Raw genomic sequence first — 25,367 nt, 5'->3', positions numbered from 1 at the left:
ACGCCTTAAGCCGCTGGTTTTTGGAGCGTGTCGTAAAGCAGTCTCAATGAAATAACGCCGCATCCCAGAGGGATTGCGGCATAGGCCCAACCAAGGGGCCAGTTGATTACTCCGTATTCGATCTCGCCTCTTAGAAACGCCTTAAGCGCAAATGACCCGGACATATAGGTCACTGCGCAAAAGAACACCCCGGCAAGCAGGGTACGCATCCTGCCAACGATCTTCCCAAACAGGCCGGAAAGATCCTTGGTCATGAAATCAAGTGCAAGGTGGCCTCCGTCCCGGTACACCCGGGACAAAGACAGCGTTGCAAGGGCTGGCATCAGATACAGCTCGGTCATTTCGAACTGAATCTGAACCGGAATACCCGCAACAAGACGCATCACGATATCTGCATTGATCAGCACCGCGACGATCACAAGGGCGAGGCACCCTCCCCAATGAAGGGTGTCCTCAAGTCTTTGCAATATCTTTCCAAAACCGTCCAACCCTGCCTCCTACAGGTTGAGCGTGAAAAGGATCAGCGCTTGGGCAGTTCGACAATTGCCGAGCCAATGGCTGACAATTCACCGTCCTGCTGTTCCGCACGCTGGCGAATTTCAACGAAGTAGCGTCCGTCTTTTTCAAACTTTCGCGCCACATCGCCGTGGATCAGGATGATGTCACCTTCGGGATTGTGGCGACGCACCTGACATTTTGCCTGGCTAAGGAAACCGTCATCACCCATCCAGTTGGTAATCTGATGCTGCAACCAGGAAGTGCGTTCGGGTCCATAGTCATATGCACCAGGTGCGCCAACTTCCAAAGCAAACTCTTCTTCCCAATGCACACGTTCCGGGCAATCAGGAATGCCAAAGCGGTTTTTAATGCCCGCACCCGGGTGTTTCTGCTGAAGCTTCCAAGCCAGTTTGTTGGCACGAATGTAAAGACCACCCCAGCCCTGCGCGTAGGCAACAAAGCCGGTGACAGTCATCGGGCCCTTGACCATGGTCGGCAGTTCTTCGCCCTCGGTCACGTCATCCCAGAAACGGGTTTCTGCACCGCGAATGGTTTCCTGCTCGTAATATTTTGTGTATTCGGCAAGTTCTTCGTCGGTATAAACGCGGACCGGTTTGGAACGCGCTTCGGTATATTTCGTGCCGTTTTCGCGCGCATGGTCGCGGTCGGTACGGAAACACCAGCTATCCGCTTCGGCCAGCATATCGCCGGTTTTCGCATCATAGAAATCAACGTGATAAATCTGCTGGATTGCCCGACCGGCAAAGCGGGTGTTGTGTTCAATCAGGTCTTTGAGATAGGCCTCGGTGCGGACTTCCGTATTTCTGAAAATCGGCTTGTGCCAGGTCCAGTCCGCCCCGGACCACATCGCATGAACGCCCGGAAGACCACCGACATACCCCGAGATGATACGGCTGGTAGCAAACAGGAAACTTGGCAGTGCAATCACATCACCATATCGGGTGTTTTTTGCATATTCCGGGTCACACCACAGCGGGTTGTCATCACCGATACCATGCGCATAGTGGCGAATATTGTCGCGGGTTGCTTCGTAGCACCACGGTTCGACCGTTTTTTCGATTTTAACGCCAATGCGTTTGCTGAGTTCTTCGACACCTTCGGCGGTGATCTTTGGGAACCGTCTTTGTGAAATCTCGTTCATTTTTGCTTCCTCCATGAATTCCGTATTGGCAATTGCGGCCCTTAGGCGGCAGTTCCCTGTTGTGCTTCCTGATCTCTGAGAATTTTGCGATTAACCTTGCCTGCCGGGGTTTTCGGCAGATCGGCCACATAATCGATATGACGGGGATATTCGTGCCGGCTCAGATTGGTGCGCACCAAATCCTGAATTTCTTCGGTCAGGCTGTCGTCAAAGCTGTCTTTCAGCACAATGAACGCCTTGACCACCTGGCCACGCACTTTGTCGGGAACACCGATGGCGGCGGCTTCGGCAACTTTGGGATGCTTGAGGATGGCGTCTTCAATCTCGACGGCACTCATCGTCCATCCGGCCGAGATGATGACATCATCGGCGCGACCGGCATGATAGAAATAGCCGTCTTCATCGACACGTCCGAGGTCCTTGGTATGGAACCATTCGCCCTGCTTTTTGACCATCAACTCGCCGGTCACGCCGGGCTTGGCCGGATTTCCATTGGCATCCTGTACTTCGACTTCGACACCGGGCACGGCTTTGCCCATTGAACCTTCGCGGACGTCAAAGTCCGGGGCACCGGGATAGTTGGCAAGGATCACACCAATTTCGGTGGTGCCATACATCGAACAGACCTTGGTCCCGAACAGTTTTTCGATGTAACGCGCGCTTTCGCTGTCAATCGGTTCGCCGGTAAAGGACAGCTTTTCCATGCTATAGGAAAAGTCTTCTGCCTTTCCGGTATTGCGCATCATGCGGTAATGCGTGGCCGCGGCCGACATGTTGGTGATCTTGTAATCGCTGATTGCCTTAAGAAGACGGACCGCATCAAACTTGCCACTGAATGTTCCGGTCGAAACACCAAGTGCCAGCGGTGCCAACGTCCCGTGCCACAATCCATGCCCCCATGCCGGAGACGACGGACAAAAGAACCGGTCGCCCGGACGAATGCCTGTTGCGTACAATGCCGCAACCATCAATGTCACAAGCGACCGATGCGTATGCTTCACCGCTGCTGGCAACAAACGCGTCGTACCAGAGGTATATTGAAGCACCGCAAGATCATCACCCGCACTGTTGCAGGTAAAACGGGTCGGCAACGGTGCGAGAGAACCCAGAAACACGTCATCGACAATGACAACATCAAGGTTTCCGGCCTCGTTGGCATCGCCGGCCTTTTCGTCGTTGGTAAACAGGACACTCGGTTTGCAGTCATCTGCGCGCAACCGGATACCTTCCGGGCCAAACAGGGTGAACATCGGCACGGCCACCGCACCAAGTTTGATCGCCCCGAACAGCGCCCCGTAAAATGCCCGCGACGGTTCAAGCATGACCGCGACCCGGTCCCCCTTGCCGATCCCCCGCCCGGCAAGGTAATGGGCGAACTGCGATGAAAGTGCCGACAGTTCCGCAAAGGTGATGACTTCATCACGACCCTCGGAATGCGCAACACGCAGGGCGACATTGTCACCATCAACATGACGATCAACGCATTCATGCGCGATGTTGAAAGCATCCCGCGTTCCATCAAAAAGCGCCCACAGGGCATCTCTTGAAAAATGCTTCTGGGCATCCCCGTAGGATCGAAAATCCGTCAAGCGGGTCATGTCCGGTCTCCTCCCGAATTGTTTTCCGGTTTGCGCATCAGCGCCCCGAAGTGATCGTTGACAACGGTAGTGAGATCAGAACATCATTGTCAATATGATTTATCTATTGTATATAGACAACAAATTCACTGTATTTGAGACTGGACATGACTGACTCTGAAAAAGCCGCACCAAACAAAAGACAGGTCCCCGCAGTGACCCGTGCCTTGGCTATCCTGCGTTTTCTGGCGAAATCGAATGACCCGATCGGCGTCAATCCGATTGCCCGTGAACTGGGCCTTATTCCCAGCACATGCCTGCATATCCTGCGCGTTCTTCAGGACGAGGGACTCGTTGAGTTTGATGAAAAAACAAAACGTTATTCGATTGGGATCGGCATCCTGCCACTGGCCAGATCGGCCCTTCAGAAAAACACGTTCTCGGTTCTGGTACAGCCGCACTTGTCCACGCTTTCCAAGGAGTTCGGGGTCACCGGCATTGCCACACAGATCTCGGAACCGGGGCAAATGGTGGTGGTTGCCCTGTCACAATCAAGTCTGCCATTTCGCTTGCAGGTCGATCTTGGCAGTCGTTTCCCGCTTTTGATTTCGGCCACGGGTCGTTGTTACGCAGCCTTTAACGATGTCGCGGAAAATGATCTGAAAGCAAAATTCAGCAAACTGGCCTGGGATCACCCGCCAAGCTTTGAGGAATGGAAAAACGAAGTCGCCGAGGTCCGCAGCAAGGGATATGCCGTCGACCAGGGGGCTTATATTTCCGGGGTTACAGTTGTTGCCGTTCCGGTTTTTGGAGCGGATGGCAAAATGCTGCGCTCACTTGTCGCAATCGGTATCAGCGAACGCCTTAAAAACGCGGAAATCCCGAAACTTGCCAATGCGCTTATAAAAATCCGCGATGATGTAAACAGCATCCAAATCTAATCAGGGTAGTGCTTCAATGACAGGAAACGTTCAAAGCCATCATGATTGGCGAAAGGTCCCGATAGAGGGCTATGTCGATCTTATTGGTCCGCTTCTTTCGCGTCGGGAAGAAGATCGGAAAATTTATGGATTATATACCGGCCAGCAGCATGAAAATGCATTGGGTTCGGTGCATGGCGGCGTCATTACCGGCCTGCTCGACCAGGTAATTGCGATGGAAGCCTGGAAGGCCGCCGACCGCCAACCAACCGTCACAGTTCAGATGGATACCCGCTTTGTCAGCGCAGCAAAATCAGGCGATCTGATCGAAGCCCACGCCACCATCCGGCATGGCAGTGGTTCAATGATGTTTGTTGATGCCGATCTTGTATCGGGCGACCGGCTTGTTGCCACGGCAACGGCTGTTATGAAAATCATGCGGAAGGCTGGCTGAGATGACAACGCAACATCAAACCGAACATCGTTCCGGCCCGCTTTCGGGGATCAAGGTTCTGGACTTTTCGCGCATCCTTTCTGGTCCATATGCCAGCATGGTGCTTTCCGATTTGGGGGCCGACATCATCAAGGTCGAGCCGATTGAAAAAGGCGACGAAACCCGTAATTTCCCACCATTCCACGGCCCGCTTAGTCATTATTTCATCGCCCTTAACCGCAACAAGAAAAGTATCAGCCTTGATTTGAAATCAGAACAGGGCATCGAGATTGCAAGGAAGCTCGCCGCGCAAAGCGACATCGTTCTCGAAAACTTTCGCCCAGGCGTTATGGACCGGCTTGGTCTTGGTTATGAAACCCTGAAAAAGGATCATCCGGGACTGATATATTGTTCAATCACCGGCTTTGGTAAAAACAGCCCGCACGGCAACAAACCGGCATTCGATATTGTTGCCCAAGCCCTTTCCGGCGTCATGAGTGTCAACCGTGAACCGGGCCAAGCCCCGAACAAGCTCGGCCTGCCTTTGGGCGATATGGCGGGCAGTATCTTTTCACTGTTTGGCGTTCTTGCCGCCCTGCATGAACGCAATCAGACAGGCCATGGACGCCACGTTGAAATCGCCATGCTTGATAGCCTGATCGCGATGCAGGGATATCTTTCCCAGATTTACTTTGTCTCGGGGAAAAGCCCTGAACCGGTTGGCACCCGCCATCCCAGCATTGTGCCATACGGTTCTTTCCCGACATCGGACGGCTATGTGATTGTTGCCTGTCTGACCGAACGGTTCTGGCACAATTTTGCCCGTTGTCTGGATATGGAGGACCTGATCACTGATCCGCGTTTTGCGCTTTATCAGGACCGGCTGTCAAACCGCGATGAACTCGAACCCGTAATCTGTGAACGCATGCAGGAACACAGTACCGATTACTGGCTGGACCGGCTCAGTGAATTTGATGTGCCCAATGCCCCGATCCTGAGCATCGGTGATGCACTTGATCAGGAGCATGTTGCCCGTCATGAATTGATCGAAACTGTGACTCACCCTGTTGCCGGTGACATGCGCGTGGTGCGCGGCCCGATCCGTTTTGACGGACAGGGACCGGACAAATCAACACCCCCGGCCCTCCTTGGCGAGCATACCGACGACATCCTTCGAAATACGTTGGGTTACGGCGACGACGAGATCGAAAACATGATCAAAAGCGGGGCGGTCGCCTGCCCTGCCTGATCACCGCAAAATCAAAAAGGCCGACCAGATTACCAGTCGGCCTTTAATTTTACATCCCAAACAGGATCGGCTTATTCCGCCAGATCGCGCATCACGGAAATCAAATCGGATTTTCCTTCGAACCCGATGCCCGGAAGTTCGGGCATGGTGATAAAGCCCTGTTCGACCTTTACACTATCGGGGAACCCGCCATAGGGCTGGAACAGGTCGGGATAGCTTTCATTCCCGCCAAGCCCGAGACCCGCCGCAATATTAAGTGACATCTGATGCCCGCCATGCGGAATGCAGCGTTTCGGCGACCAGCCATGCACCTTAAGAACATCAAGCGTGCGCAGATATTCGACAAGCCCGTATGAAAGCGCGCAATCAAACTGCAACCAGTCACGATCCGGGCGCATGCCGCCATGACGCAAAAGGTTTCTGGCATCTTGATGGGAAAACAGGTTTTCACCCGTCGCCATCGGCCCCGGATAGAAATCGGCAAGGGCGGCCTGCAACTGGTAATCCAGTGGATCGCCTGCCTCTTCGTACCAGAAAAGCGGATATTCACGCAGCATTTTGGCATAGGCAATCGCGGTTTCGAGATCAAAGCGGCCATTGGCATCAACGGCCAATTGGGCCTCGGAACCGATTTCTTCCAGAACGGCTTCGATCCGGCGGCGGTCTTCGTCAATCGATGCGCCGCCGATCTTCATTTTAACGACTGTGTAGCCGCGATTAAGATAACCGCGCATTTCCGCACGCAGCGCCGACAGATCCTTGCCCGGATAGTAATAACCGCCTGCGGCATAAACAAACACCTTGGGATTGGCTTCAACCCCGTATGTTTCCGCAAGCAGACGGAAAAGCGGCTTACCGGCAATTTTCGCCACCGCATCCCAAACCGCCATATCCATGGTTCCGACCGCAACCGATCGTTCGCCATGCCCGCCGGGCTTTTCGTTCTGCATCATCGCCGCCCAGATACGGTGCGGGTCAAGATTATCGCCCGCATCATTGATCAGGCTTTGCGGGTCTGCCGACAACACGCGATCACGGAACCGTTCGCGGATCAAACCACCCTGACCATAACGCCCGTTGGAGTTAAAGCCATAACCAACCACCCGGCGACCATCCCGCACCTGATCGGTCACAACAGCAACCAGACTGGCCGTCATTTTCGAAAAATCGATATAGGCATTACGGATCGGGGACGCGATGGGCTTGGTAACTTCGACGATGTCGATGATTTGCATGGTCGGCTCTCTGTTATGGAAGTCGATGAATGTGATGAATGACCAAAGAATAAGGCTTGCATCATCGCCTCATCCAATGTGAACTGGGTCTATGTTTATACAGATTTGGCATAACCAAGATGGAACTGCGCTGGCTAGAAGATTTCATCGCCCTGTGTGAAACGCTTAATTTTTCACGCGCCGCTGAGATCAGAAACATCACCCAACCGGCATTCAGCCGTCGCATCCGGGCACTTGAAACATGGGTCGGCGCCCCCTTGGTCGAACGGACCACCCATTCTGTTACCTTGACCCCGTCCGGGGAACATTTTCGGTCCCACGCGCGGGCCATCTGCTTTTCACTGACCCAGGCCAAGCGCGAGGCCGCCGAACTTGCGAAAACGGCAAGTGCGTCGCTTAATATCGCGGCCACCCACGCGCTTTCCTTTACCTTCATCCCGGAATGGCTGCGCCACCAGAACGAAGAAATCGCACTTGGTCCACTTAATCTGGTCTCGGACAGCATGCAGGCATGTGAAAACCTGATGCTGAGAGGCGAAACAGACTTTCTGATTGCCCATGCCCAGCCGAATACGCCGGATGCCCCAAGTAACCGCAACGGATTACAACCATCCCTGTTTCAAAGCTGCGTCATCGGGCATGACTGCCTGCTGGCTGTGATCAGTCCGTCACTTGCTGATACCTCACAGGCATCAACGGCACCGGTTCCCTATTTGGCTTACAGCATGGAATCCGGGCTTGGCCGGATCATTGCCGCAAGCGATGCAAAGGATGGCATTTCGCAACAGGGAACAGCCAATTTCACCTCGCATCTGGCGGCAACTTTGCAGTCCATGGTCAAAAGCGGGGCGGGCTTTGCATGGCTTCCTGAAAGCCTGATTGCGCGTGATCTTGAAAGCGGGCAGTTACAGCCCTTTCGGGTCGGCGAACACCCCCCCCCGTCCATCCCACTTGAAATCCGCATTACCCGGCCGCGCCATCGTCTAAGCCCGCTTGCCGAACGTTTATGGGCACAGATCACCCGACATAAAGAAACCCGATCACCGCACTAGGCCATGATCGGGTCAGGAAATAAGGGAAACTGTTCTTATCGTTTCTTGGGGGAGGTTAACCTTGTGTACGGACCGCATCGGCAATTGCCTTGCCGCAGGTCGCGGTATTTGCCGTGCCGCCAAGATCGCCGGTGCGCAGTTCCTTGGACAGCAGGACCTGTTCAATGGCGCGCATAATGCCGTCATGGGCATCGGTATGACCAAGGTGATCAAGCATCATCGCACCTGACCAGATCTGGCCAATCGGGTTGGCAATACCCTTGCCCGCGATATCCGGGGCCGAGCCGTGAACAGGTTCGAACAGAGACGGGAATTTGCGTTCCGGGTTGATGTTGCCCGACGGCGCAAGACCGATCGTCCCGGTACATGCCGGACCAAGATCAGACAGGATATCACCAAACAAGTTGGAGGCGACAACAACGTCAAAACGATCCGGGTTCATGACGAACTGCGCGGTCAGAATATCGATGTGATACTTGTCCCAGGTGACATCCGGATATGACTTTGCCATTTCCAGAACCCGTTCATCCCAATAGGGCATGGTGATCGAGATGCCGTTGGATTTGGTTGCGGATGTCAGATGTTTGCGCGGGCGTTTCTGGGCCAGATCAAACGCATATTTCAGGATACGATCAACACCGACGCGCGACATGACGGTTTCCTGAATAACGATTTCGCGATCGGTTCCCGGATACATTTTTCCACCGACCGAGGAATATTCGCCTTCGGTGTTTTCGCGAACGACATAGAAATCAATGTCGCCCGGCTTGCGACCGGCCAACGGCGACGGAACACCGGGCATCAGTTTTGCCGGACGCAAACTGACATATTGATCAAAATCGCGGCGGAACTGGATCAGCGATCCCCACAGCGAAATGTGATCGGGAACTGTATCGGGCCAACCGACTGCACCAAAGTAAATGGCGTCGTGATTGCCGATCTGGTCTTTCCAGTTATCAGGCATCATCTGGCCATGTTTGAGATAATAGTCACAGGACCCGAATTCGAACGTATCAAACGTCAAATCGATGCCATAGACCTCTGCGGCTGCTTCAAGGACGCGCACGCCTTCTGGCATGACTTCCGTGCCAATACCATCACCGGCAATTACCGCGATCTTATGTTTGTTACCAGCCATTTCAGCCTTTTCCTCCTTATGGAAATAGTCGAGATATCAGTTAATTAAAATTGCGCGAAAATCATTCACATTGGTCAATGTCGGTCCGGTGACGATGTGATCACCAAGGGCCTCAAAGAAACTGTGCCCGTCATTATTATCGAGGCTTTCTATCGCCTTAATCCCGATTGCACCAGCCCGCGAAACCGTCCCCGGCTCGATATAGGCACCGGCAATTTCCTCAAGCCCATCCACACCATCCGTATCGCCAGCAACGGCATGAACATCCGGCAAACCATTCAGTGCAACTGCCAATCCCAACAGGAATTCGACATTGCGTCCGCCGCGACCGTTTCCTTTGACCGTGACAGTGGTTTCACCACCGGACAACAGCACACAGGGACGCGTAAAGGGTTGCCCGTATCTGGCAACCTGGCGGGCGATACCCGCCATAACCGATCCGGTTTCCGCGGCCTCGCCTTCGATGGCATCGCCAAGGATGTGGGCATTCACTCCGGCATCGCGGACTTTGCCTGCTGCCGCTTCAAGTGCCATTTGCGGGGTGGCGATCAGGATGGCCTTTGCATTTACCATGCGGGGATCATCGGACTTGATGCTTTCGGTTTCGCCGGCTTCAAGCATCTGTCGAACCATTTGGGGAATGATGATCCCATACCGGTCAATGATTGCAAGCGCGTCAGCACATGTAGTCGGATCGGCAACAGTCGGTCCGGAAGCCACATCCAACAGGCTGTCACCAGGCACATCCGAAATTGCCAATGTGACCACACGAGCCGGGTGACACATGGCGGCCAAGCGCCCGCCTTTGACGTTCGAAATATGCCTGCGAACGCAGTTCATCTCGTCAATCGCCGCCCCGGATTTAAGCAAGGCCCGGTTAAGATCGCGCAGACCGTCCAGATCAAGCGGTGCAATCGGGTCTTCCAGCAACGCCGATCCACCGCCCGATATCAGACAGATCACCAGATCATTCTGATCAAGGCCACGAACCAGTTCGATGATCTTGCGGGTTCCATCCAGACCGGCCTGATCGGGGACCGGATGGGATGCCTCGATGATTTCGATATGATCGGTTGGCACCGCATGCCCGTAACGCGTGACCACGCATCCCGAAAGCGGCCCTGACCAGTTCTGTTCCAGTGCGCGCGCCATCTTTGCCGATGCCTTACCGGCACCCACCACAATGGTGCGCCCGACCGGAGCATCAGGTAAATGCGGCGGAACACAGATATCGGGATCAGCCGCACGAATGGCCGTTTCAAACAGGTCTGTCAGAAACGCCTTGATATCGTTCACTCCGCCAATCTTTGACATCGGTTGTTCCGCCGTCATCTTTGCGTCCGTCCTTAAACGTTGTCGCCGTGAATTGCCGCGATCACGGCATCGGTCACCTGGCGGGTAGTCGCACGACCGCCCAGATCGGGGGTATGAAGCGACGGATCGGCGGTCACACGTTCAACCGCACGCATCAGACGATCGGAGGCGGCCTTTTCGCCAAGGTGATCAAGCATCATCACCGCACTCCAGAATGTCGCGACCGGGTTGGCGATGCCTTTGCCGGTGATATCGAATGCCGAACCATGGATCGGCTCGAACATCGACGGGAATTTTCGTTCCGGATTAAGGTTTGCTGTCGGTGCGATGCCAAGCGATCCGGCAAGGGCGGCGGCAAGATCGGACAAGATGTCCGCATGCAGATTGGTGGCAACGATGGTGTCGATGGTTTCCGGGCGCAAAGTCATGCGCATGGTCATCGCATCAACCAGCATTTTGTCCCATTCGACATCCGGGTAATCGGCCGCCACTTCCTTGGCGATTTCATCCCACATCACCATGCCATTACGCTGGGCGTTACTTTTGGTCACAACCGTCAGCTTCTTGCGGGGGCGCGAGCGGGCAAGATCAAAAGCAAAACGCATGATGCGCGTGACACCGGCACGGGTGAAAATCGAAACTTCTGTTGCGATTTCTTCAGGAAGGCCAACGTGGGATCGGCCACCCTGCCCGGCATATTCACCTTCGGAGTTTTCGCGCACGATCACCCAGTCAAGCTCGTCCTGTTTCACATTGCGAAGCGGGCTTTCGATACCCGGAAGAATGCGGGTAGGACGCACATTGGCGTATTGGTCAAACGGCTGACAGATCGCAAGACGCAATCCCCAAAGGGTCACATGATCAGGAACATCGGGCGCACCAACCGCACCGAAATAGATCGCGTCATGATCCTTGAGCTGGTCGCGACCATCAGCAGGCATCATGATGCCATGCGCTTTGTAATAGTCCGAGCCCCAGTCAAAGTTATCGAAGCTCATGGTAAAGCCACCATCCCGCTTTGCCAGGACATCAAGCACTTCAACACCGGCCGCAACAACCTCTTTACCAATTCCGTCGCCCGGAATGGCAGCAATACGATAGTTCTTCATATCAAGTCTCTTCAGTTTGTCAGATTGGTAATGTTTGGGTTCAACCCGTGTTCTAGAAAAGCAAGCCGCTTGGCATCCTGATCAGCAAGATGTCCGCCATCAGAAGATAAAGCCCCCCGACAATGACAATCCCGCCAAGCCCTTCGCCAAGGATGCGTTTGGCCGACATCTGTTCGTAACAGGCCACCCGACCGAGGATCAGAAATGCAACGATTGCAGCAATGCCAAAGCCAACCATCGGGATCACCGCCACCCAGGCAATCATCGCAACAACCAGCGCAATACGACGGGCATTGGAACTTTGGTCGTTAACATCTCCCTGTCCCGATCCTGCCGGTTTGCGCAGAACGTTGAGCCCCAGCAGGATGATCGACATCACAATGATCGCAACCGAGATTGTGCTCGGAAATACCGATCCCATCGGGGTCATCGAAGAGGTCTGGGAAAATGCCCAACCCGCAACAGCAATCAACAGTACCGACAAGAACATGCCTGCGTGATCACGTGGTTTTGCGATCTGTTTTTTCAATCCGGCCAGCGGGGCAAAACCGCTTTTTGTCGTGGCATCATCACTGCCAACAGTAGTTGCACCGTCACTGTCGGCATAGCTGCGCGCAGCATTGACCGCCCGTTTTTTGGCGTTTTCCTTACGCTTGGCAAAGACCAGTGGATAAAGCAGCGTAAAGGCGGCCAGTGCAACAATTGCCAGACTGATTGGTCGACCAAAGAACATGCCGCCCAGATTGTGAGTTGCGTTACCAATCAGATAGGCTTGAACGAAGCCCTGTTCGGCGATCTGCCCCAACACAAGACCAAGTACAATCGGTGACGGTGCAAAACCGCAGCGGTTCAAAATCCAGCCAATGACACCAAGGGCCAACATCATCTGAACATCATGCAGATTGCTGTGGATGGCAAAGCTGCCGACCACGGTCAAAAAGGCGATGGTCGGAACCAGAAGGGTCTTGGGAATTGATGCAATCGACTTATAGGCATAACGGCCAATCAGCAAACCGGCAGGCAACATCAGTGCCGTTGCGATCAAAAGGCCAAAGATAAAGGTGTAAACAATGTCGCCCTGCTGGGAAAACAGCGTCGGGCCGATCTTGATGCCCTGAACCAGCAACGCGCCAAGAATAACCGCATCAGGCGGCGTACCGGGAATGCCCAGAACAAGGGTCGGGATAAAACCACCGCCAACCGTCGCGTTATTGGCAGATTCGGTTGCAATAATACCGTCGGGCGCACCATTGCCAAATGTTTCGGGCTTTTTCGATGACCGGCGGGCTTCGGAATAGGAAACCAGTCCGGCGATTGATCCACCGGCACCGGGAAGAACCCCGATAACGGTCCCAATGATCGAGCTGCGCATGACATTGAACTTGCTTTCCCAGACAATGCCAAACGCTTCGCGTAGACGAATACCGCGATTGCCCTGTTCGACTTTCAAATGCGGGTCCGGTGTTGCGACCAGATCAATCAGAACCGGAATGCAATAAAGCCCGATCAATGCCGAAACGATATCAAACCCGCCCAGCAACATGTGGGTGCCCATCGTAAAGCGGATATCCCCGCCAACCACAGCAACGCCCACCATTGCCAACATCAAACCGATGCAGCCACCCAAAAGTCCCTTAAGCGTATTGCCAACCGAAAGCGCCGAAATAAGCGTCAGGCCAAAGATCGCCAGCCAGAAATATTCCGGCGGGCCAAAGGCAAGCGCCACCTTGGCCAGCGGCGGTGATAACAGCAACAGGAACACACCCCCGACGAGCCCGCCCACAACAGAAGCAAGCGTCGCCAGTGTTACTGCCAGACTGCCATCACCGCGTTTGGCCATCGGGAAACCATCAAACGTCGTTGCGATCGCCGATGGTGTACCCGGTGTATTGACCAAGATGGCGGCAAAAGCACCGCCGTAAATGGCACCGGTATAGATCGCGCCAAGTGCAATCAATCCGGTTGCCGGATCCATGGTAAAGGTAAACGGGACCAGAACGGCCACCGCCATGGTTGCCGAAAGCCCCGGCAAGGCACCAATCACCGTGCCGAGGATGACGCCGCCAAGTGCCATAAGAATATTAAGCGGCGTCAACGCATTAACGAAATAACCCAAGAGCTCCATGACGATGGACCTTTCCAATCCCAATCTTTTTATTGTCGCAGTTTCAAGCGTCTCAGTGCCGGAACCTAGCGGTTGGCAATGCCCAGGGTTTCTGCGATAGCGCGGTATTCCTTGGTTTTTTCCGCGACGAAATCATTGATGAAATCGTATGAGATATCGGTCAGGACGAAGCCCGCATCTTCCATCTTTTTCTGGAACTCGGAATTGGCATTCACCGCACTTACAAGATCGGAAATTTTCTGACGGATCGGTTCCGGGGTCGAGCTTGGCACTGCCACACCGCGGAAGGCACCTCCAACGATGTCATAGCCAAGCTCCTTGAAGGTCGGCACATCCGGGAATGCTTTGACGCGCTGTTCGGATGCAACAGCAAGCATCCGCATGCCATCACCGTTATTCACACCCGAAGTTACATAGTTAAAACCGCCGGTGGTCTGGCTGCCGAGAATTGCGGTCACGGCCGGACCGGTGCCGCTGAACGGGACATAGGTGGTCGTGATACCGGCAAGTTTATCAAACTGGACCTGACCAAGATGGTTGGCCGAATTGGAACCCGAACCGCTCAGCGTCACCAGACCCGGATTGGATTTGGCATATTCAACCAGTTGGCCAAGGTTCTGGAATTCGCTGTCTTTCGGAACGAACAACGCATTCGGGGTGTAGTGGAAGAAGTGGATATAGGTCAGGTCTTTGGTTTCGTACCCGACTTCCTTTTCCATCGGCTGCAAGATCGTATGCGGCAGGTTAATGCCCATGATCGTATAGCCGTCGCCTTCCATACCGTTAAGCTGCGACCATGCCTGTGCACCACCGGCACCGGCCATGTACTGGATCACAAAGGACTGACCTGCCAGTTCTTCCAGATATGGCTGCTGGAAACGGGCGGAGACATCAGATTCACCACCCGCATTGAACGGGATGATGTAGTTGATAGTCTTTTCCGGATATTCGGCAAATGCCTGCGTCGAAATCAGAGTTGCGGCCATTGCTGCCGCAAGTGCGAACTTACGCATTGGTATTCCTCCCATAGAATGAACGGCACCATTTTTCTGGTACCGGCTGGTCACAAAGCGAATGCAAAGGCACATCCAGCTTTGACTGCCAGCTGTTTCCCTGACGTCATTTCGGGCTGTTGTGGCGCAGTAGGACACGCGTGTTTGGCTTGAATGATTTGCCCGAATGACACAGGCAGTGTAGATTTTTTATTTATTCATTATAATTTCTGATAATTCATTTCATTGTGTCGCACAGGTTAAGAATGTCATCCGATAGCGATCTTGGTTTTTTCGTTCTTCTGGTCCGCAAAGGAAGCCTTAGCGCCGCCGCCCAGGAATTGAACCTTTCGCCGCCTGCGGTCAGCAAACGCCTGGCAAAGCTGGAAGATCGACTGGGCGTGCGATTGTTAAACCGCACAACCCGACGCATCAGCATGACCAGCGAAGGCGAGGCCTATTATCAAAGTGCGATCCAGATCATGCGCGAGATCGAAGAACTTGAAGAACGGGTATCAAACGCAAGCGAAACCCCAAGCGGGCTTTTGCGCATCAATGCAACATTCGGGTTCGGGCGCGAATATGTAGCCCCCGTAATTGCCGAATTCTCGCATCTTTATCCCGAGGTCGAAGTACAGCTTCTCTTGACCGATGCCCCGATGAACATGGTCGAGGAAGGGATTGATCTTGGTATCCGGTTCGGGGGGCTTCCCAATTCGCGCATCCGGGCGCGCAAGCTCCTTGGCAATCGGCGTTTTTTATGTGCGGCACCGGCCTATATCGAAAAACATGGTATGCCGCGCAGCCTGTCGGATCTGATCAATCACAATTGCATCATCCTGCGTCAGGACAACGATGTTTACGATGTCTGGAAGATGCAACGGGGCCAGCAATCAGAAACCGTCAAGGTTCACGGAACACTGAGCAGTAATGACGGCGAAATTGCCCTTGGCTGGGTCATGGACGGACTTGGCATCATGTTGCGATCAGAATGGGATATTTCGCGCCACGTCAAAGCCGGTCGGCTGCGGCTTGTCCTGCCGCAATATGCCCATGTCGATGCCGATATTTATGCCGTCTATCCGGAACGGCATAACCTGTCAGCCAAGGTCCGTATTTTTATCGACTTCCTGCACCGGGAACTGCGCAAGAACACCACGGATAATGCCCTGCGCTGACTGCTCGAACCGATCAGCTATGCGCACCTGCTCCAAGACGCCGGGAAATATCCTTGGTCACGTCGATCAGACGTTCGCGACATTCATCAACCGAGGCCACCGAAGTTCCCGACAAACGCTGAATGAACGGCACGGTCAATGCCGCCACCACCTTGCCCGAAAAATCAAAGATCGGTGCTGACAGGTTCAGGACACCGGCAATGGTCAGGGATTGGGATTCACAATATCCGGCCTCTTTGACCATCGGCAGATCATCAAGAAACGCCTGATACTTGTCTGTTGGTTCCTTGCCGACATCATTCATCAGTTGATCAAGTGCATCCTGATCCATCCAGGCCGCCAGAACGCGACCCGATGCCGTATCGAAGATATTGATCTGTGCACCAAGGCGCACCGCCGTGATGTTGTTGTCCTGGCAGTCAACCTGCGCAATCACAAGAACATGCCCCGAATGAATGATTGCCAAATGCATCGATTGGTTCACTTCATTGGCAAGGCGCTGCATCGCATCGCCTGCAATTGATGTCAGACGACGGATCGGCGGATGACGATGGGCAACTTCGAACATCTTGGTTGTCAGTTGATAACGGTCATCTTCTTCGCGCTGTTCGACATAGCCGCGCTGACACAACACCATCAACATCCGGAAAATCTCGGACGTATTGCGGTTAAGCTGCTTGGCAATGGCGATCTGTGACAACCCATCCACCTCGGAGGCAAGCAATTCAAGGATATCGAGCCCCTTGGACAAGGCGGGGGCGCGGTATTTTTCCTGATCAATCTGGTCGTCGGTCTTGCCGTTCATATGTCCTCACAGGCGGATAAAAACCGTTTGATTTCGGTCGGCTGATTATATGCGGGCCAGCCTCATTGTGGCAACTGACCCCGTGATGCGCAAATCATAATATCAAATATAAAACATACTTTCATTTATAAATGTTCGGTATTAGACTGCGGCAAGGAGGAAACACAAGAATGACCGAACACAAGAAAATCAGGGGCATGACCTGGTCTGATCCGCGCGGCTATGATCCACTTGCCGCCGCCAGCGCGACATTCCGGGAACGCCATCCTGATGTTGATATTGTCTGGGACAAAAGATCGCTTCAGGGGTTTGAAAGCACCTCGGTCGAAGAACTGGCAGAAACCTATGACCTGATCATTATTGATCATCCCCATGTCGGGGCCGTGGTTGAAAAGAACTGCCTGTTACCAATTGACCGGTTTGCATCCGAAGCCGCCCTTGCCCGCCTGTTTGCCGAGACCGTTGGCAAAAGCTATCAAAGCTATTTCTACAAAGGTCACCAATGGGCATTGCCGGTCGATGCGGCCTGTCAGGTGCAGGCAATCCGCCCTGATCTTATCACGGCCCCGGTCAAGACATTCTCCGACGTGATTGATCAGGCCAAAGACGGTCGTGTTGTCTGGCCGCTTCTGGCCCCGCATGTTCTGATGTCATTCTTTAGTTTGTTGGCAAACTCCGGCGCACCATTCCCGGTCACCAAAGGAACCGAAATCAATCAAAAGGCCGCCATTGATGTGATCGGTGCGATGAAGGCTCTTGCCGATCTGGTTGACCCTGCTTGCCTGACGATGGATCCGATTGCCGCTCTTGATGCCCTTTGTGATGGCAACAAGTTTGCGCTCTGCCCCTATGTCTATTTGTATGCGCCGTATGCACGGGCCAATTACCGCGCCCATCGCATCGCTTTCCACGATATGCCATCCCTTGGTGTGTCCGGTCCGCTTGGCTCCGCACTTGGTGGCACCGGCCTTGCGGTTTCATCACAAACAAAACACGCCGATATTTGCGTTGAATTCGCCCTGTGGGTTGCATCGGCTGATATCCAGCGCGGTCTTTATGCCACCCATAACGGTCAACCAGGCAATGCTGTTGCCTGGGGCGATGCCGCTGTCAATGCGCCGGTTGGCACCTGTTACAGCAATACCCGCATGACCCACGAAGCCGCCTGGCTGCGCCCGCGCCATGACGGATATATGGCGTTTCAGGAAGAAGCATCGCACATCCTCCTTGATGCGCTGACCCGAAAAGCCACCCCGCAAACGGCCCTTTCGGCCCTTCAGACACGTTTTGACGAAAGCTTCGACCATGACTGACATGCTGCCGCTTAAAGGCCTTAAGGTTCTTGATTTCTCGCAGTTTCTTGCCGGCCCCTATTGCGCATTGAAACTTGCGGACCTTGGCGCGGATGTGGTCAAGGTCGAACGGTCCGGGCTTGGCGATCTGTCGCGCTATCTGTATCTGACCGATACCAAGATTGCCGGTGAAAGCACGATCTTTCACGCAATTAACCGTAACAAACGTTCGGTTGCGGTTGACCTTAAATCCGATGATGACAAGGCCCGTTTGACCCAACTGGTGCGTGAAGCCGACGTTATCTTGCAGAACTTCCGTCCTGGCGTGATGGAACGTCTTGGCTTTGGCTATGACGCCGTCAAAAAGATCAATCCCACCGTCGTGTATGGCACCGTAACAGGCTATGGATCGGACGGTCCGTGGGTAGACCTTCCGGGGCAGGATTTGCTGGCACAGGCGCGATCAGGCGTCATGTGGCTTTCGGGTGGTCGTGACCATGGTCCGGTTGCCATGGGGCTTCCGATTGCCGATGTTCTGGCCGGATCAGCCCTGGCGCACGGGGTTCTGGCCCTTTTGTATCGCAAGGCAACGCAAAATATCGGCGGCTATGTTGAAACTTCGTTGATCGAAGTTCTGGCTGACCTGCAATTTGAATTGCTGACCACCTGGTTTAACGACGGCAATCGCACCCCGGAACGTTCAAAAAACAATCCGGCGCATGCCTATCTTGCGGCACCATATGGTGTATATGAAACCGCCGACGGGCATGTTGCCATTGCCATGGGCAAGCTTGATCTTCTGGCAAGCATTACCGGTCTTGCGCCTGAAATTGCCGGACTGGATGCCTTCAAACAGCGTGACGACATCAAGGCTGGTCTTGCCGCACAGCTTAAAACCAGAACCAGCGCAAGCTGGATGGAAGATTTTGTCGCCAATGATATCTGGGCCGCCCCGGTCATGGATTGGGACGGTGTGGTTGCAAGTGGTGTCTTGCAGACACTTGATATGGTTCAGAATATCGAACGCGGTGATGTTGCAATGAAAACCACCAAATTGCCGCTGCGCATTGATGGCGTGCGTCCGTCATCGTCACGCGCCGCACCGGAACTTGGCGATGCGAACGAGCTTTTAGAAACCGGCTGGTGATCCCCAGACAACCTGAACGAAAAAAGCGCGGCATCATAACAATGCCGCGCTTTTTCTTTGTCCGTATCAACGATTATTCGTCGTCGACGCAAACCTGACGCTGAGTGCCAAGACCCTGAATGCCCAGCTCAACCACGTCACCTGCTTTCAGATAGCGCGGCGGGTTGAAGCCAAGACCAACACCCGGGGGCGTACCGGTCGAAATGATATCGCCCGGATGCAGGGTGAAGAACTGCGACAGATAGGAAATCAGGTGCGGCACGCGATAAACCATGGTCGCGGTCGAACCGTCCTGAACGCGTTCGCCGTTCACATCAAGCCACATGCCAAGATTGTCAAAATCGCCAACCTCATCGGGGGTTACAAGCCACGGACCGGTCGGGCCGAAGTTGTCGGACGATTTACCCTTGGACCACTGACCAGCGCGCTCGATCTGATAGGCACGTTCGGAAACGTCGTTGATCAGGCAGAAACCGGCGACATGATCAAGTGCATCTGCTTCGGAGACGTATTTGGCTTTTTTACCGATGACAAAGCCAAGCTCGACTTCCCAGTCAGTCTTTTCCGAACCACGCGGAATGATGATCGGATCATTCGGGCCGCAAATTGCCGACGTATATTTGGCAAAGATGACCGGCTCTGGCGGGACTTCCATACCGGATTCCGCGGCATGATCGGCATAGTTCAAACCGATGCAAATGAATTTGCCGGTCTGACCGACACAAGCACCAAGGCGCTGTTCACCTTCAACAAGCGGCAGGCTTTCCGGGTCGATTGATTTGAGGTCATCAAGGCGGGTCAGAACATCGCCGGCAATATCATCGACATGGGCCGAAAGGTCGCGCAGATTGCCATTGGCATCGACCAGTGCGGGCTTTTCTGCACCGCGTTCTCCGTAACGTGCGAATTTCATCTTAAATCCAATCCTTCGTTCAAATTCCGATCAGGCGGTCCAACCACCATCTACAACATGCACAGCGCCGGTGGTAAAGCCGCTCTCGTCAGATGCGAGATACGCAACCAGTGCTGCTATTTCTTCCGGTTTGCCGATACGGCCCATCGGCTGGCGCGCGATAAATGCCTTAAGCGCGCCTTCGTAGTCCCCCGTCGCCCGCAGACGTTCATGCAGACTTGGGCTGTCAACCGTTCCCGGTGCAATCGCATTACACCGAATGCCCTGGGTCACGTGATCATTGGCAATCGCCTTGGTCATGCCCGCAACCGCCGCCTTTGACGCGGAATAGATCAGGCGGTTGACCGGCCCGGTTACCGGACCAGCGACCGAGGCCATATTGATAATCGAACCTTTGCCTTTTTCAAGCATACCGGGCAGAACCGCACGGATCATGCGGAACTGGGCTTTGACATTCAGTTCAAACGCAAAGTCCCATTCTTCTTCGGTTGCCTCAAGAATGGTGCCGTTATGAACAACACCAGCACAGTTAAACAGAACATCGACCGGGCCGACTTCACTGATCAATGCGGTGATCGCATCCTTGTTGGTCACATCCAGCTTGCGGGCTTCGATACCATCAATGGCAGCAAGTTCGGCAAGGGCGGCATCATTGACGTCCGTTGCAATGACCCGGCCACCTTCGGCAGCAAGACGTTCAGCCGATGCACGACCAATGCCCTGCCCCGCAGCGGTGATCAAACACAGTTTTCCTTCAAGTCTTTTCATGGTTCCTCCTCAAACCGCTGGCAGGCACGACGGCCCGATTGGATCGAACGATTTATATGTCAAAATGAATTCCCGATGGCCAAGCGCCTCGGATTTGGTTTGCGCACCCTTGGCAACATTGACGACCAGATCACGGATTTCCTGACCGACCTCGGCAATGGATCGCTTGCCTTCGATGATGTCACCGGCATTCACATCCATGTCACCTTCAAGGGCGCGATAGGTGTCGGGGTTTGCACAAATCTTGATGACCGGAGAAATGGCCGATCCGACAACCGATCCACGCCCGGTAACAAACAGGGTCATATGCGCCCCGCTTGCAATCATCTCGACGATTTCGGCATTGTCGGAAATGTTGGGGAAGCCAAACCGGACTTCGCCATCAGGCACCACATCCATCAGATAAAGCCCGCCGCGTGGCGGCACGTCACCGGGCTTGATCAAACCGGATATCTGGCTGTCCCCGGATTTGACATAGGCACCTAGACTTTTTTCCTCGATCGTCGAAAGGCCGCCAGCCGCATTTCCGGCCGCGAACGAGCCATAGCCAAGCGTTGCGTAATACCGTTCGGCCTTTTGCACCGCTGCACGCAGTTCTTCGCCGAGTTCCGGCGTTTTGGCACGTTCTGCCATGATATCTTCGCAGCTTATCAGTTCGCCGGTTTCTTCAAAGATACAAGCAGCCCCCTCGGCAATCAGAAGATCAAACGCCTTGCCCGCCGCCGGGTTACCGGAAATGCCCGATGTGCCGTCCGAACCACCGCAAATCGTGCCAATGATCAATTCATCGACCCCCATCGGGGCACGTTCGACCTTGGCGACTTCTTGCAATGCAGACCGTACCCAGGCGCGACCGGTTTCAACTGTTTTGGCCGTACCGCCGGATCGCTGAATCACAAGGGTTTCGACCGGACGCCCGGTGCTTGCCACCGTTCCAGACGCCCGCACCTTGTCAAAGCTTTCACAGCCAAGCGACACGAACAGAACACCACCAACGTTGGGATGGGTGCAAAGCTGCCCCATCACACGGGCGGCATATTCGTTGGGAAAACATCCCGGAAATCCGATCAATTGCACGTCTTCATCGTCAAAACCGGCAACGATCTTGGAGGCGACGAAATGCGCGCATTCGACCAGATAGGCGACAACAATCGTATTGCGGATCCCCTTGCGTCCGTCAGAACGCAGATAGCCTTGGAATTTTTCGGTCATTTGGACGCCTCCGGGCTTTGACCATTCGCATCCTGAAGCGCATGGGTCGGCGTATAGGCAGAACGGATATTGTGAATGTGAACATGTGCGCCGGCTGCGATGTCCTCGGTCGCAATGCCAATCGGCATCCCGTATTTCAGAATGCGTTCACCCGCCACGATATCGCGATAGGCGATCTTGTGGGCAAGCGGGACGGCATGGGCGAGCGTTGCCGTGATGTTTGCCAGCTTGACCTCTGTCCCGGCCGGGGCCGAGGCCCGCGCCACCAGCACATTGTCATCAGGATGAAGATGCAGGAAAGGCCCCGTCATGGCTTCATCTCCACCATATAGATGTGATCGGCCACAAGGGCGGTTTCGCCATTTTGCTTGGTCACGGTCAAACGTTCGGTCACGCGTCCGTATCCCGGGCGTTTTTCCATCACTTCCTTGGCGATGATTTCCACCCGCGATTTGATCGTATCACCGATAAAGACCGGCTTCACGAACCGCATCCGGTCATATCCGTATGAAAACGCCACCGGATTGATGATGGTCGCGGTTAAGCCGACACCGATGGTAAAGACCATGGTGCCATGGGCAATCCGCTGTCCGAACGGCAAAGTCTTGCAGAATTCTTCATCAAGGTGGTGGGGAAAGAAATCCCCGGAATGACCGGCATGAACAACGAAATCGGTTTCCGTGATCGTGCGCCCAACCGTGTCACGCCCATCGCCGATTTCGTAATCTTCGTAATATTTGGTTTGCTCAAGCATCAGGTGCCCCTTTGATCGGATGCATCGGCAGGGCAGAACTTTCATAGGCTGCCTCGACCAGTGCCATCGTATGCCATGCGTCTTCGGCCGAACCTTCAAGCGCGTCGTCCATTCCGGCCGCAAAGCGCTGAACCTGGGCAAACCGCCCGTGGAAGGCTTCGATAAACCAGTTCCCGACCAGATCAATCTGACGCCATTCACCGTCAGTATTCAGCCACAACTCGTCAGGCTCCCCTTTCGGGTAATCAAGGTTGACACCCATTTTCATATAGGCCGCCCCCTTGGTGCCGCAGATGCGGAATTCGCAGGCCTGGAATTTACGGCCAAAAGCATGATTGTGATTGATCGACAGGTTGCAGCGAACATCCGTTCCGTAATCCAGCATGATTGCGCTGCGGGTATTGGAAACTGTTGATGACGGATGGCCAATGGTGCGCGCATGAACGCCCGCCGGGTTGCCCAGCAAGTCGCGGACGAAATCCAGATAATGGATCGAGTGCAACAAAATCTCGACACGTGGCAAATCGGCAAGAAACGCCCAAAGATGCCACGGCGTATCCAGTGCCAGCCACGCGTCGAAATCAACGATATCGCCAAGCAGGCCCTTGGCAATGGCATCCTTGATTGCAAGCGAATTCGGCGCAAAGCGAAGCTGGAAATTAACCGCGGCCTTGATGTTCTTGCGACGCAGAACCGAAATAATCCGGTCCGCTTCGCCCAGATCAGAACCAAGCGGCTTCTGGATCACGGCTATCGCACCGTCGGGCAAAGCTTCAAGCAATTCCGGGATGGCCGCGGGTGGCACAGCAAGATCAAAGACAACATCGTCCTGACTTGCCGCCTGTTCAAGCGTTTCAAAGGCAATCGTGCCCCATTCACCCGCAACTTTCTGTGCCTTTGCCCGATCGGGGTCAAAAATACCTGCAACCGGCACCTTAAGATCACGATAGGCCGGAAGATGGGCATCGGTGACGATGGACCCTGACCCGAAAATCACAACCGGCGTGACTTTTTCCGGCATTTCAACGGTCTGGCGTAAATCAGTCATGATGGAATACCTCCGGCATTTCCGCCCACCATTCGCCTTCGGCCCGACTGTCCAGCGGACGCTGAAGCGGCATACATTTGGACCACCACCGCTGGGTTTCCGGGTCGGCGGCCATTTTTGCCATGTCAGCTTCGAAATCGGTGCCGACATATTCAAAATAGGCAAACAGCAGGTTTTCCGGTTCTTTGAGGAAAATCGAATAATTGCGGATATTGCAATCGGTTATCTTGGCAAGCACACCGGGCCATGCATCCGCATGCAGCCGTTTATATTCGGCAATGGCGTCCGCCCCGATACCGATCAATTGTCCATGACGGGTCATTGATGTGCCTCCTTGATGTCAAACGCGCTTCCCGCAACGGTCAATGCGGCAAGTTTGTCGTGATCCCATTCGATCCCCAAACCCGGCGTCATTGGCGCAAGCGCATTACCGCCATCGCGCGCCATCGGGGCTGCGATGTCTTCAAGCTGGGGGATATATTCAAGCCAGGGCGCATTGGGCACCGCACAAACAAGGCTTACATGCAGTTCCATCAGGAAATGCGGGCAGATCGCGATGTTATGGGCCTCGGCCATATGCGCGACCTTAAGCCATGGCGTAATTCCGCCAATCCGCGCGACATCGGCCTGCACGATTTCACAGGCATCCTGTGCGATGTAATCGGCAAACTGACCGGGGCTATACATGCTTTCGCCGACAGCAACCGGCACACGCGACAGTGATTGCAACCGCGCGTGCCCGGCAATGTCATCCGCCGGAAGCGGTTCTTCAAACCATGCGATGTTAAGGCGTTCAAGCATCGGCAGACGACGCTTGGCCTCGCCCGAAGTCATCGACTGATTGGCATCGGTCATGATTTCATAATCGTCGCCCAGCACATTGCGCACGGCTTCCAGACGTTCGCAATCCTGTGCCACTGTCGGCTTGCCGATCTTTACCTTGGAACCAAGGAAACCGGCTTCTTTTGAGGCAACGGCATCTTCGACCAGTGCATCAGGCGACAGATGAAGCCACCCGCCCTCGGTCGTATACATCGGCACCGATGATTTCGCCCCGCCCGCCAGAATATGAAGCGGCAAGCCGGTCTTGTGCCCGCGCATGTCCCAAAGGGCGGTGTCAATCGCCGCAAGTGCAAGCGACATGATCGGTCCGACCGCCGTGGCATGGGAACAGAACAACAGATCGCGCCAGATGGCTTCGATCCGGTCGGCATCCTGCCCCATCAGACGCGGCAAAAGCGTTTCTTTCAAAAGCGACAGGATCGCAGGTCCACCATCACCAATGGTGTAGCTGTATCCCATGCCCTTGGTGCCATCCGCATCACGCACAACGACAAAGATCGTTTCCTGTGAATTGAACGACTGAATCGCATCTGTGCGCACGACCTTGGGTTCAAGATCGACCATAAAGGCATTTGCAGATGTAATGCGCGCCATTGATCAACC

At 54.4% G+C, this 25,367-nt stretch carries 25 protein-coding genes; 7 read left to right on the top strand and 18 right to left on the bottom strand.

Annotated features, from left to right (window positions below; translation table 11 throughout):
- Window positions 1–5: 5 nt before the first annotated feature.
- Genes TH19_RS05295 through TH19_RS05285 form a run of 3 tightly spaced genes read right to left on the bottom strand, consistent with a single transcriptional unit; the run spans window position 6 to window position 3,258 of the window.
- On the bottom strand, window positions 6–467 hold the full coding sequence (locus tag TH19_RS05295; RefSeq protein WP_220151693.1) for a TRAP transporter small permease: 462 nt from the start codon (window positions 465–467) through the stop codon (window positions 6–8).
- A gap of 53 nt (window positions 468–520) precedes the next feature.
- Window positions 521–1,660, bottom strand: a complete 1,140-nt coding sequence (locus TH19_RS05290; protein WP_114101539.1) for an FAS1-like dehydratase domain-containing protein — start codon at window positions 1,658–1,660, stop codon at window positions 521–523.
- Window positions 1,661–1,701: 41 nt separating this feature from the next.
- Entirely contained in the window at window positions 1,702–3,258 is a 1,557-nt protein-coding gene (locus TH19_RS05285) for an acetate--CoA ligase (protein ID WP_114101305.1), read from the bottom strand.
- Between the two features lie 146 nt (window positions 3,259–3,404).
- Between TH19_RS05285 and TH19_RS05280 the strand changes: the two genes are divergently transcribed.
- The 3 genes from TH19_RS05280 to TH19_RS05270 are packed head-to-tail and all read left to right on the top strand — an operon-like array spanning window position 3,405 to window position 5,839.
- On the top strand, window positions 3,405–4,178 hold the full coding sequence (locus TH19_RS05280) for an IclR family transcriptional regulator (RefSeq protein ID WP_114101304.1): 774 nt from the start codon (window positions 3,405–3,407) through the stop codon (window positions 4,176–4,178).
- Between the two features lie 16 nt (window positions 4,179–4,194).
- Complete coding sequence (locus tag TH19_RS05275; RefSeq protein WP_114101303.1) at window positions 4,195–4,611, top strand: PaaI family thioesterase; 417 nt, start codon at window positions 4,195–4,197, stop codon at window positions 4,609–4,611.
- 1 nt (window position 4,612) lies between these two features.
- A complete protein-coding gene (locus TH19_RS05270; RefSeq protein ID WP_114101302.1) occupies window positions 4,613–5,839 on the top strand; it encodes a CaiB/BaiF CoA transferase family protein in 1,227 nt (408 codons plus the stop codon).
- Window positions 5,840–5,910: 71 nt separating this feature from the next.
- On the opposite strand, the gene TH19_RS05265 is transcribed toward TH19_RS05270, so the two are convergent.
- On the bottom strand, window positions 5,911–7,074 hold the full coding sequence (locus tag TH19_RS05265; protein ID WP_114101301.1) for a mandelate racemase/muconate lactonizing enzyme family protein: 1,164 nt from the start codon (window positions 7,072–7,074) through the stop codon (window positions 5,911–5,913).
- A gap of 119 nt (window positions 7,075–7,193) precedes the next feature.
- On the opposite strand from TH19_RS05265, the gene TH19_RS05260 reads away from it, so the two are divergent.
- Window positions 7,194–8,126 (top strand): LysR family transcriptional regulator, encoded by a 933-nt coding sequence (locus TH19_RS05260; protein ID WP_114101300.1) that lies wholly within the window; start codon window positions 7,194–7,196, stop codon window positions 8,124–8,126.
- Between the two features lie 55 nt (window positions 8,127–8,181).
- Here TH19_RS05260 and TH19_RS05255 read toward each other — a convergent pair whose 3' ends face one another.
- The 5 genes from TH19_RS05255 to TH19_RS05235 form a co-directional block, all read right to left on the bottom strand.
- Entirely contained in the window at window positions 8,182–9,264 is a 1,083-nt protein-coding gene (locus TH19_RS05255; RefSeq protein ID WP_114101299.1) for a tartrate dehydrogenase, read from the bottom strand.
- Between the two features lie 36 nt (window positions 9,265–9,300).
- A complete protein-coding gene (locus tag TH19_RS05250) occupies window positions 9,301–10,578 on the bottom strand; it encodes a glycerate kinase type-2 family protein (RefSeq protein WP_114101538.1) in 1,278 nt (425 codons plus the stop codon).
- Window positions 10,579–10,610: 32 nt separating this feature from the next.
- Window positions 10,611–11,687 (bottom strand): tartrate dehydrogenase, encoded by a 1,077-nt coding sequence (locus tag TH19_RS05245; RefSeq protein WP_114101298.1) that lies wholly within the window; start codon window positions 11,685–11,687, stop codon window positions 10,611–10,613.
- Window positions 11,688–11,739: 52 nt separating this feature from the next.
- The gene (locus TH19_RS05240) at window positions 11,740–13,812 is read right to left on the bottom strand and encodes a tripartite tricarboxylate transporter permease (protein ID WP_114101297.1); all 2,073 of its coding nucleotides are present in this window, start codon (window positions 13,810–13,812) and stop codon (window positions 11,740–11,742) included.
- 65 nt (window positions 13,813–13,877) lie between these two features.
- Window positions 13,878–14,825: a tripartite tricarboxylate transporter substrate binding protein gene (locus TH19_RS05235; protein WP_114101296.1), complete on the bottom strand. Its 948-nt coding sequence runs from the start codon at window positions 14,823–14,825 to the stop codon at window positions 13,878–13,880.
- Between the two features lie 245 nt (window positions 14,826–15,070).
- On the opposite strand from TH19_RS05235, the gene TH19_RS05230 reads away from it, so the two are divergent.
- A complete protein-coding gene (locus TH19_RS05230; RefSeq protein ID WP_114101295.1) occupies window positions 15,071–15,982 on the top strand; it encodes a LysR family transcriptional regulator in 912 nt (303 codons plus the stop codon).
- A 13-nt stretch (window positions 15,983–15,995) separates the two neighbouring features.
- On the opposite strand, the gene TH19_RS05225 is transcribed toward TH19_RS05230, so the two are convergent.
- A complete protein-coding gene (locus TH19_RS05225; RefSeq protein WP_114101294.1) occupies window positions 15,996–16,787 on the bottom strand; it encodes an IclR family transcriptional regulator in 792 nt (263 codons plus the stop codon).
- 170 nt (window positions 16,788–16,957) lie between these two features.
- On the opposite strand from TH19_RS05225, the gene TH19_RS05220 reads away from it, so the two are divergent.
- Window positions 16,958–18,100, top strand: a complete 1,143-nt coding sequence (locus TH19_RS05220; protein ID WP_181846321.1) for an extracellular solute-binding protein — start codon at window positions 16,958–16,960, stop codon at window positions 18,098–18,100.
- Window positions 18,093–19,226 (top strand): CaiB/BaiF CoA transferase family protein, encoded by a 1,134-nt coding sequence (locus TH19_RS05215; protein ID WP_114101292.1) that lies wholly within the window; start codon window positions 18,093–18,095, stop codon window positions 19,224–19,226. The genes TH19_RS05220 and TH19_RS05215 overlap by 8 nt, the downstream gene beginning before the upstream one ends.
- A 73-nt stretch (window positions 19,227–19,299) precedes the next feature.
- Here the strand turns inward: TH19_RS05215 and TH19_RS05210 are convergent, their stop codons facing one another.
- The 8 genes from TH19_RS05210 to TH19_RS05175 are packed head-to-tail and all read right to left on the bottom strand — an operon-like array spanning window position 19,300 to window position 25,358.
- Window positions 19,300–20,139 carry a fumarylacetoacetate hydrolase family protein gene (locus tag TH19_RS05210; RefSeq protein WP_114101291.1) on the bottom strand — a complete coding sequence of 280 codons (840 nt, stop codon included), beginning with the start codon at window positions 20,137–20,139 and terminating at the stop codon, window positions 19,300–19,302.
- A gap of 30 nt (window positions 20,140–20,169) precedes the next feature.
- Window positions 20,170–20,907: an SDR family oxidoreductase gene (locus tag TH19_RS05205; protein WP_114101290.1), complete on the bottom strand. Its 738-nt coding sequence runs from the start codon at window positions 20,905–20,907 to the stop codon at window positions 20,170–20,172.
- Between the two features lie 9 nt (window positions 20,908–20,916).
- Window positions 20,917–22,119, bottom strand: a complete 1,203-nt coding sequence (locus tag TH19_RS05200; RefSeq protein WP_114101289.1) for a UxaA family hydrolase — start codon at window positions 22,117–22,119, stop codon at window positions 20,917–20,919.
- Window positions 22,116–22,430 (bottom strand): UxaA family hydrolase, encoded by a 315-nt coding sequence (locus TH19_RS05195; protein WP_114101288.1) that lies wholly within the window; start codon window positions 22,428–22,430, stop codon window positions 22,116–22,118. Before TH19_RS05195 ends, TH19_RS05200 begins: the two co-directional genes overlap by 4 nt.
- Window positions 22,427–22,873: a MaoC family dehydratase gene (locus TH19_RS05190; protein WP_114101287.1), complete on the bottom strand. Its 447-nt coding sequence runs from the start codon at window positions 22,871–22,873 to the stop codon at window positions 22,427–22,429. The genes TH19_RS05195 and TH19_RS05190 overlap by 4 nt, the downstream gene beginning before the upstream one ends.
- Window positions 22,866–23,921 (bottom strand): Gfo/Idh/MocA family protein, encoded by a 1,056-nt coding sequence (locus TH19_RS05185; protein ID WP_114101286.1) that lies wholly within the window; start codon window positions 23,919–23,921, stop codon window positions 22,866–22,868. Before TH19_RS05185 ends, TH19_RS05190 begins: the two co-directional genes overlap by 8 nt.
- Window positions 23,914–24,243, bottom strand: a complete 330-nt coding sequence (locus TH19_RS05180) for an L-rhamnose mutarotase (protein ID WP_114099740.1) — start codon at window positions 24,241–24,243, stop codon at window positions 23,914–23,916. Before TH19_RS05180 ends, TH19_RS05185 begins: the two co-directional genes overlap by 8 nt.
- The gene (locus TH19_RS05175; RefSeq protein ID WP_114101285.1) at window positions 24,240–25,358 is read right to left on the bottom strand and encodes a mandelate racemase/muconate lactonizing enzyme family protein; all 1,119 of its coding nucleotides are present in this window, start codon (window positions 25,356–25,358) and stop codon (window positions 24,240–24,242) included. The genes TH19_RS05180 and TH19_RS05175 overlap by 4 nt, the downstream gene beginning before the upstream one ends.
- Window positions 25,359–25,367: the final 9 nt, after the last annotated feature.

It is taken from the genome of Thalassospira profundimaris (assembly GCF_003326675.1).
GTDB lineage: Bacteria > Pseudomonadota > Alphaproteobacteria > Rhodospirillales > Thalassospiraceae > Thalassospira > Thalassospira aquimaris.
This window is presented reverse-complemented; position numbering and strand designations above follow the sequence as displayed.

Bases quoted from the DNA above. Each gene is read 5' to 3' on its own strand.
- TH19_RS05250 (WP_114101538.1), bottom strand. From the start codon at position 10,578: ATGTCAAAGATTGGCGGAGTGAACGATATCAAGGCGTTTCTGACAGAC.
- TH19_RS05175 (WP_114101285.1), bottom strand. From the start codon at position 25,358: ATGGCGCGCATTACATCTGCAAATGCCTTTATGGTCGATCTTGAACCC.
- TH19_RS05270 (WP_114101302.1), top strand. From the start codon at position 4,613: ATGACAACGCAACATCAAACCGAACATCGTTCCGGCCCGCTTTCGGGG.
- TH19_RS05215 (WP_114101292.1), top strand. From the start codon at position 18,093: ATGACTGACATGCTGCCGCTTAAAGGCCTTAAGGTTCTTGATTTCTCG.
- TH19_RS05265 (WP_114101301.1), bottom strand. From the start codon at position 7,074: ATGCAAATCATCGACATCGTCGAAGTTACCAAGCCCATCGCGTCCCCG.
- TH19_RS05210 (WP_114101291.1), bottom strand. From the start codon at position 20,139: ATGAAATTCGCACGTTACGGAGAACGCGGTGCAGAAAAGCCCGCACTG.
- TH19_RS05285 (WP_114101305.1), bottom strand. From the start codon at position 3,258: ATGACCCGCTTGACGGATTTTCGATCCTACGGGGATGCCCAGAAGCAT.
- TH19_RS05235 (WP_114101296.1), bottom strand. From the start codon at position 14,825: ATGCGTAAGTTCGCACTTGCGGCAGCAATGGCCGCAACTCTGATTTCG.
- TH19_RS05195 (WP_114101288.1), bottom strand. From the start codon at position 22,430: ATGACGGGGCCTTTCCTGCATCTTCATCCTGATGACAATGTGCTGGTG.
- TH19_RS05205 (WP_114101290.1), bottom strand. From the start codon at position 20,907: ATGAAAAGACTTGAAGGAAAACTGTGTTTGATCACCGCTGCGGGGCAG.
- TH19_RS05230 (WP_114101295.1), top strand. From the start codon at position 15,071: ATGTCATCCGATAGCGATCTTGGTTTTTTCGTTCTTCTGGTCCGCAAA.
- TH19_RS05220 (WP_181846321.1), top strand. From the start codon at position 16,958: ATGACCGAACACAAGAAAATCAGGGGCATGACCTGGTCTGATCCGCGC.
- TH19_RS05275 (WP_114101303.1), top strand. From the start codon at position 4,195: ATGACAGGAAACGTTCAAAGCCATCATGATTGGCGAAAGGTCCCGATA.
- TH19_RS05280 (WP_114101304.1), top strand. From the start codon at position 3,405: ATGACTGACTCTGAAAAAGCCGCACCAAACAAAAGACAGGTCCCCGCA.
- TH19_RS05225 (WP_114101294.1), bottom strand. From the start codon at position 16,787: ATGAACGGCAAGACCGACGACCAGATTGATCAGGAAAAATACCGCGCC.
- TH19_RS05240 (WP_114101297.1), bottom strand. From the start codon at position 13,812: ATGGAGCTCTTGGGTTATTTCGTTAATGCGTTGACGCCGCTTAATATT.
- TH19_RS05200 (WP_114101289.1), bottom strand. From the start codon at position 22,119: ATGACCGAAAAATTCCAAGGCTATCTGCGTTCTGACGGACGCAAGGGG.
- TH19_RS05245 (WP_114101298.1), bottom strand. From the start codon at position 11,687: ATGAAGAACTATCGTATTGCTGCCATTCCGGGCGACGGAATTGGTAAA.
- TH19_RS05185 (WP_114101286.1), bottom strand. From the start codon at position 23,921: ATGACTGATTTACGCCAGACCGTTGAAATGCCGGAAAAAGTCACGCCG.
- TH19_RS05190 (WP_114101287.1), bottom strand. From the start codon at position 22,873: ATGCTTGAGCAAACCAAATATTACGAAGATTACGAAATCGGCGATGGG.
- TH19_RS05290 (WP_114101539.1), bottom strand. From the start codon at position 1,660: ATGAACGAGATTTCACAAAGACGGTTCCCAAAGATCACCGCCGAAGGT.
- TH19_RS05255 (WP_114101299.1), bottom strand. From the start codon at position 9,264: ATGGCTGGTAACAAACATAAGATCGCGGTAATTGCCGGTGATGGTATT.
- TH19_RS05180 (WP_114099740.1), bottom strand. From the start codon at position 24,243: ATGACCCGTCATGGACAATTGATCGGTATCGGGGCGGACGCCATTGCC.
- TH19_RS05260 (WP_114101300.1), top strand. From the start codon at position 7,194: ATGGAACTGCGCTGGCTAGAAGATTTCATCGCCCTGTGTGAAACGCTT.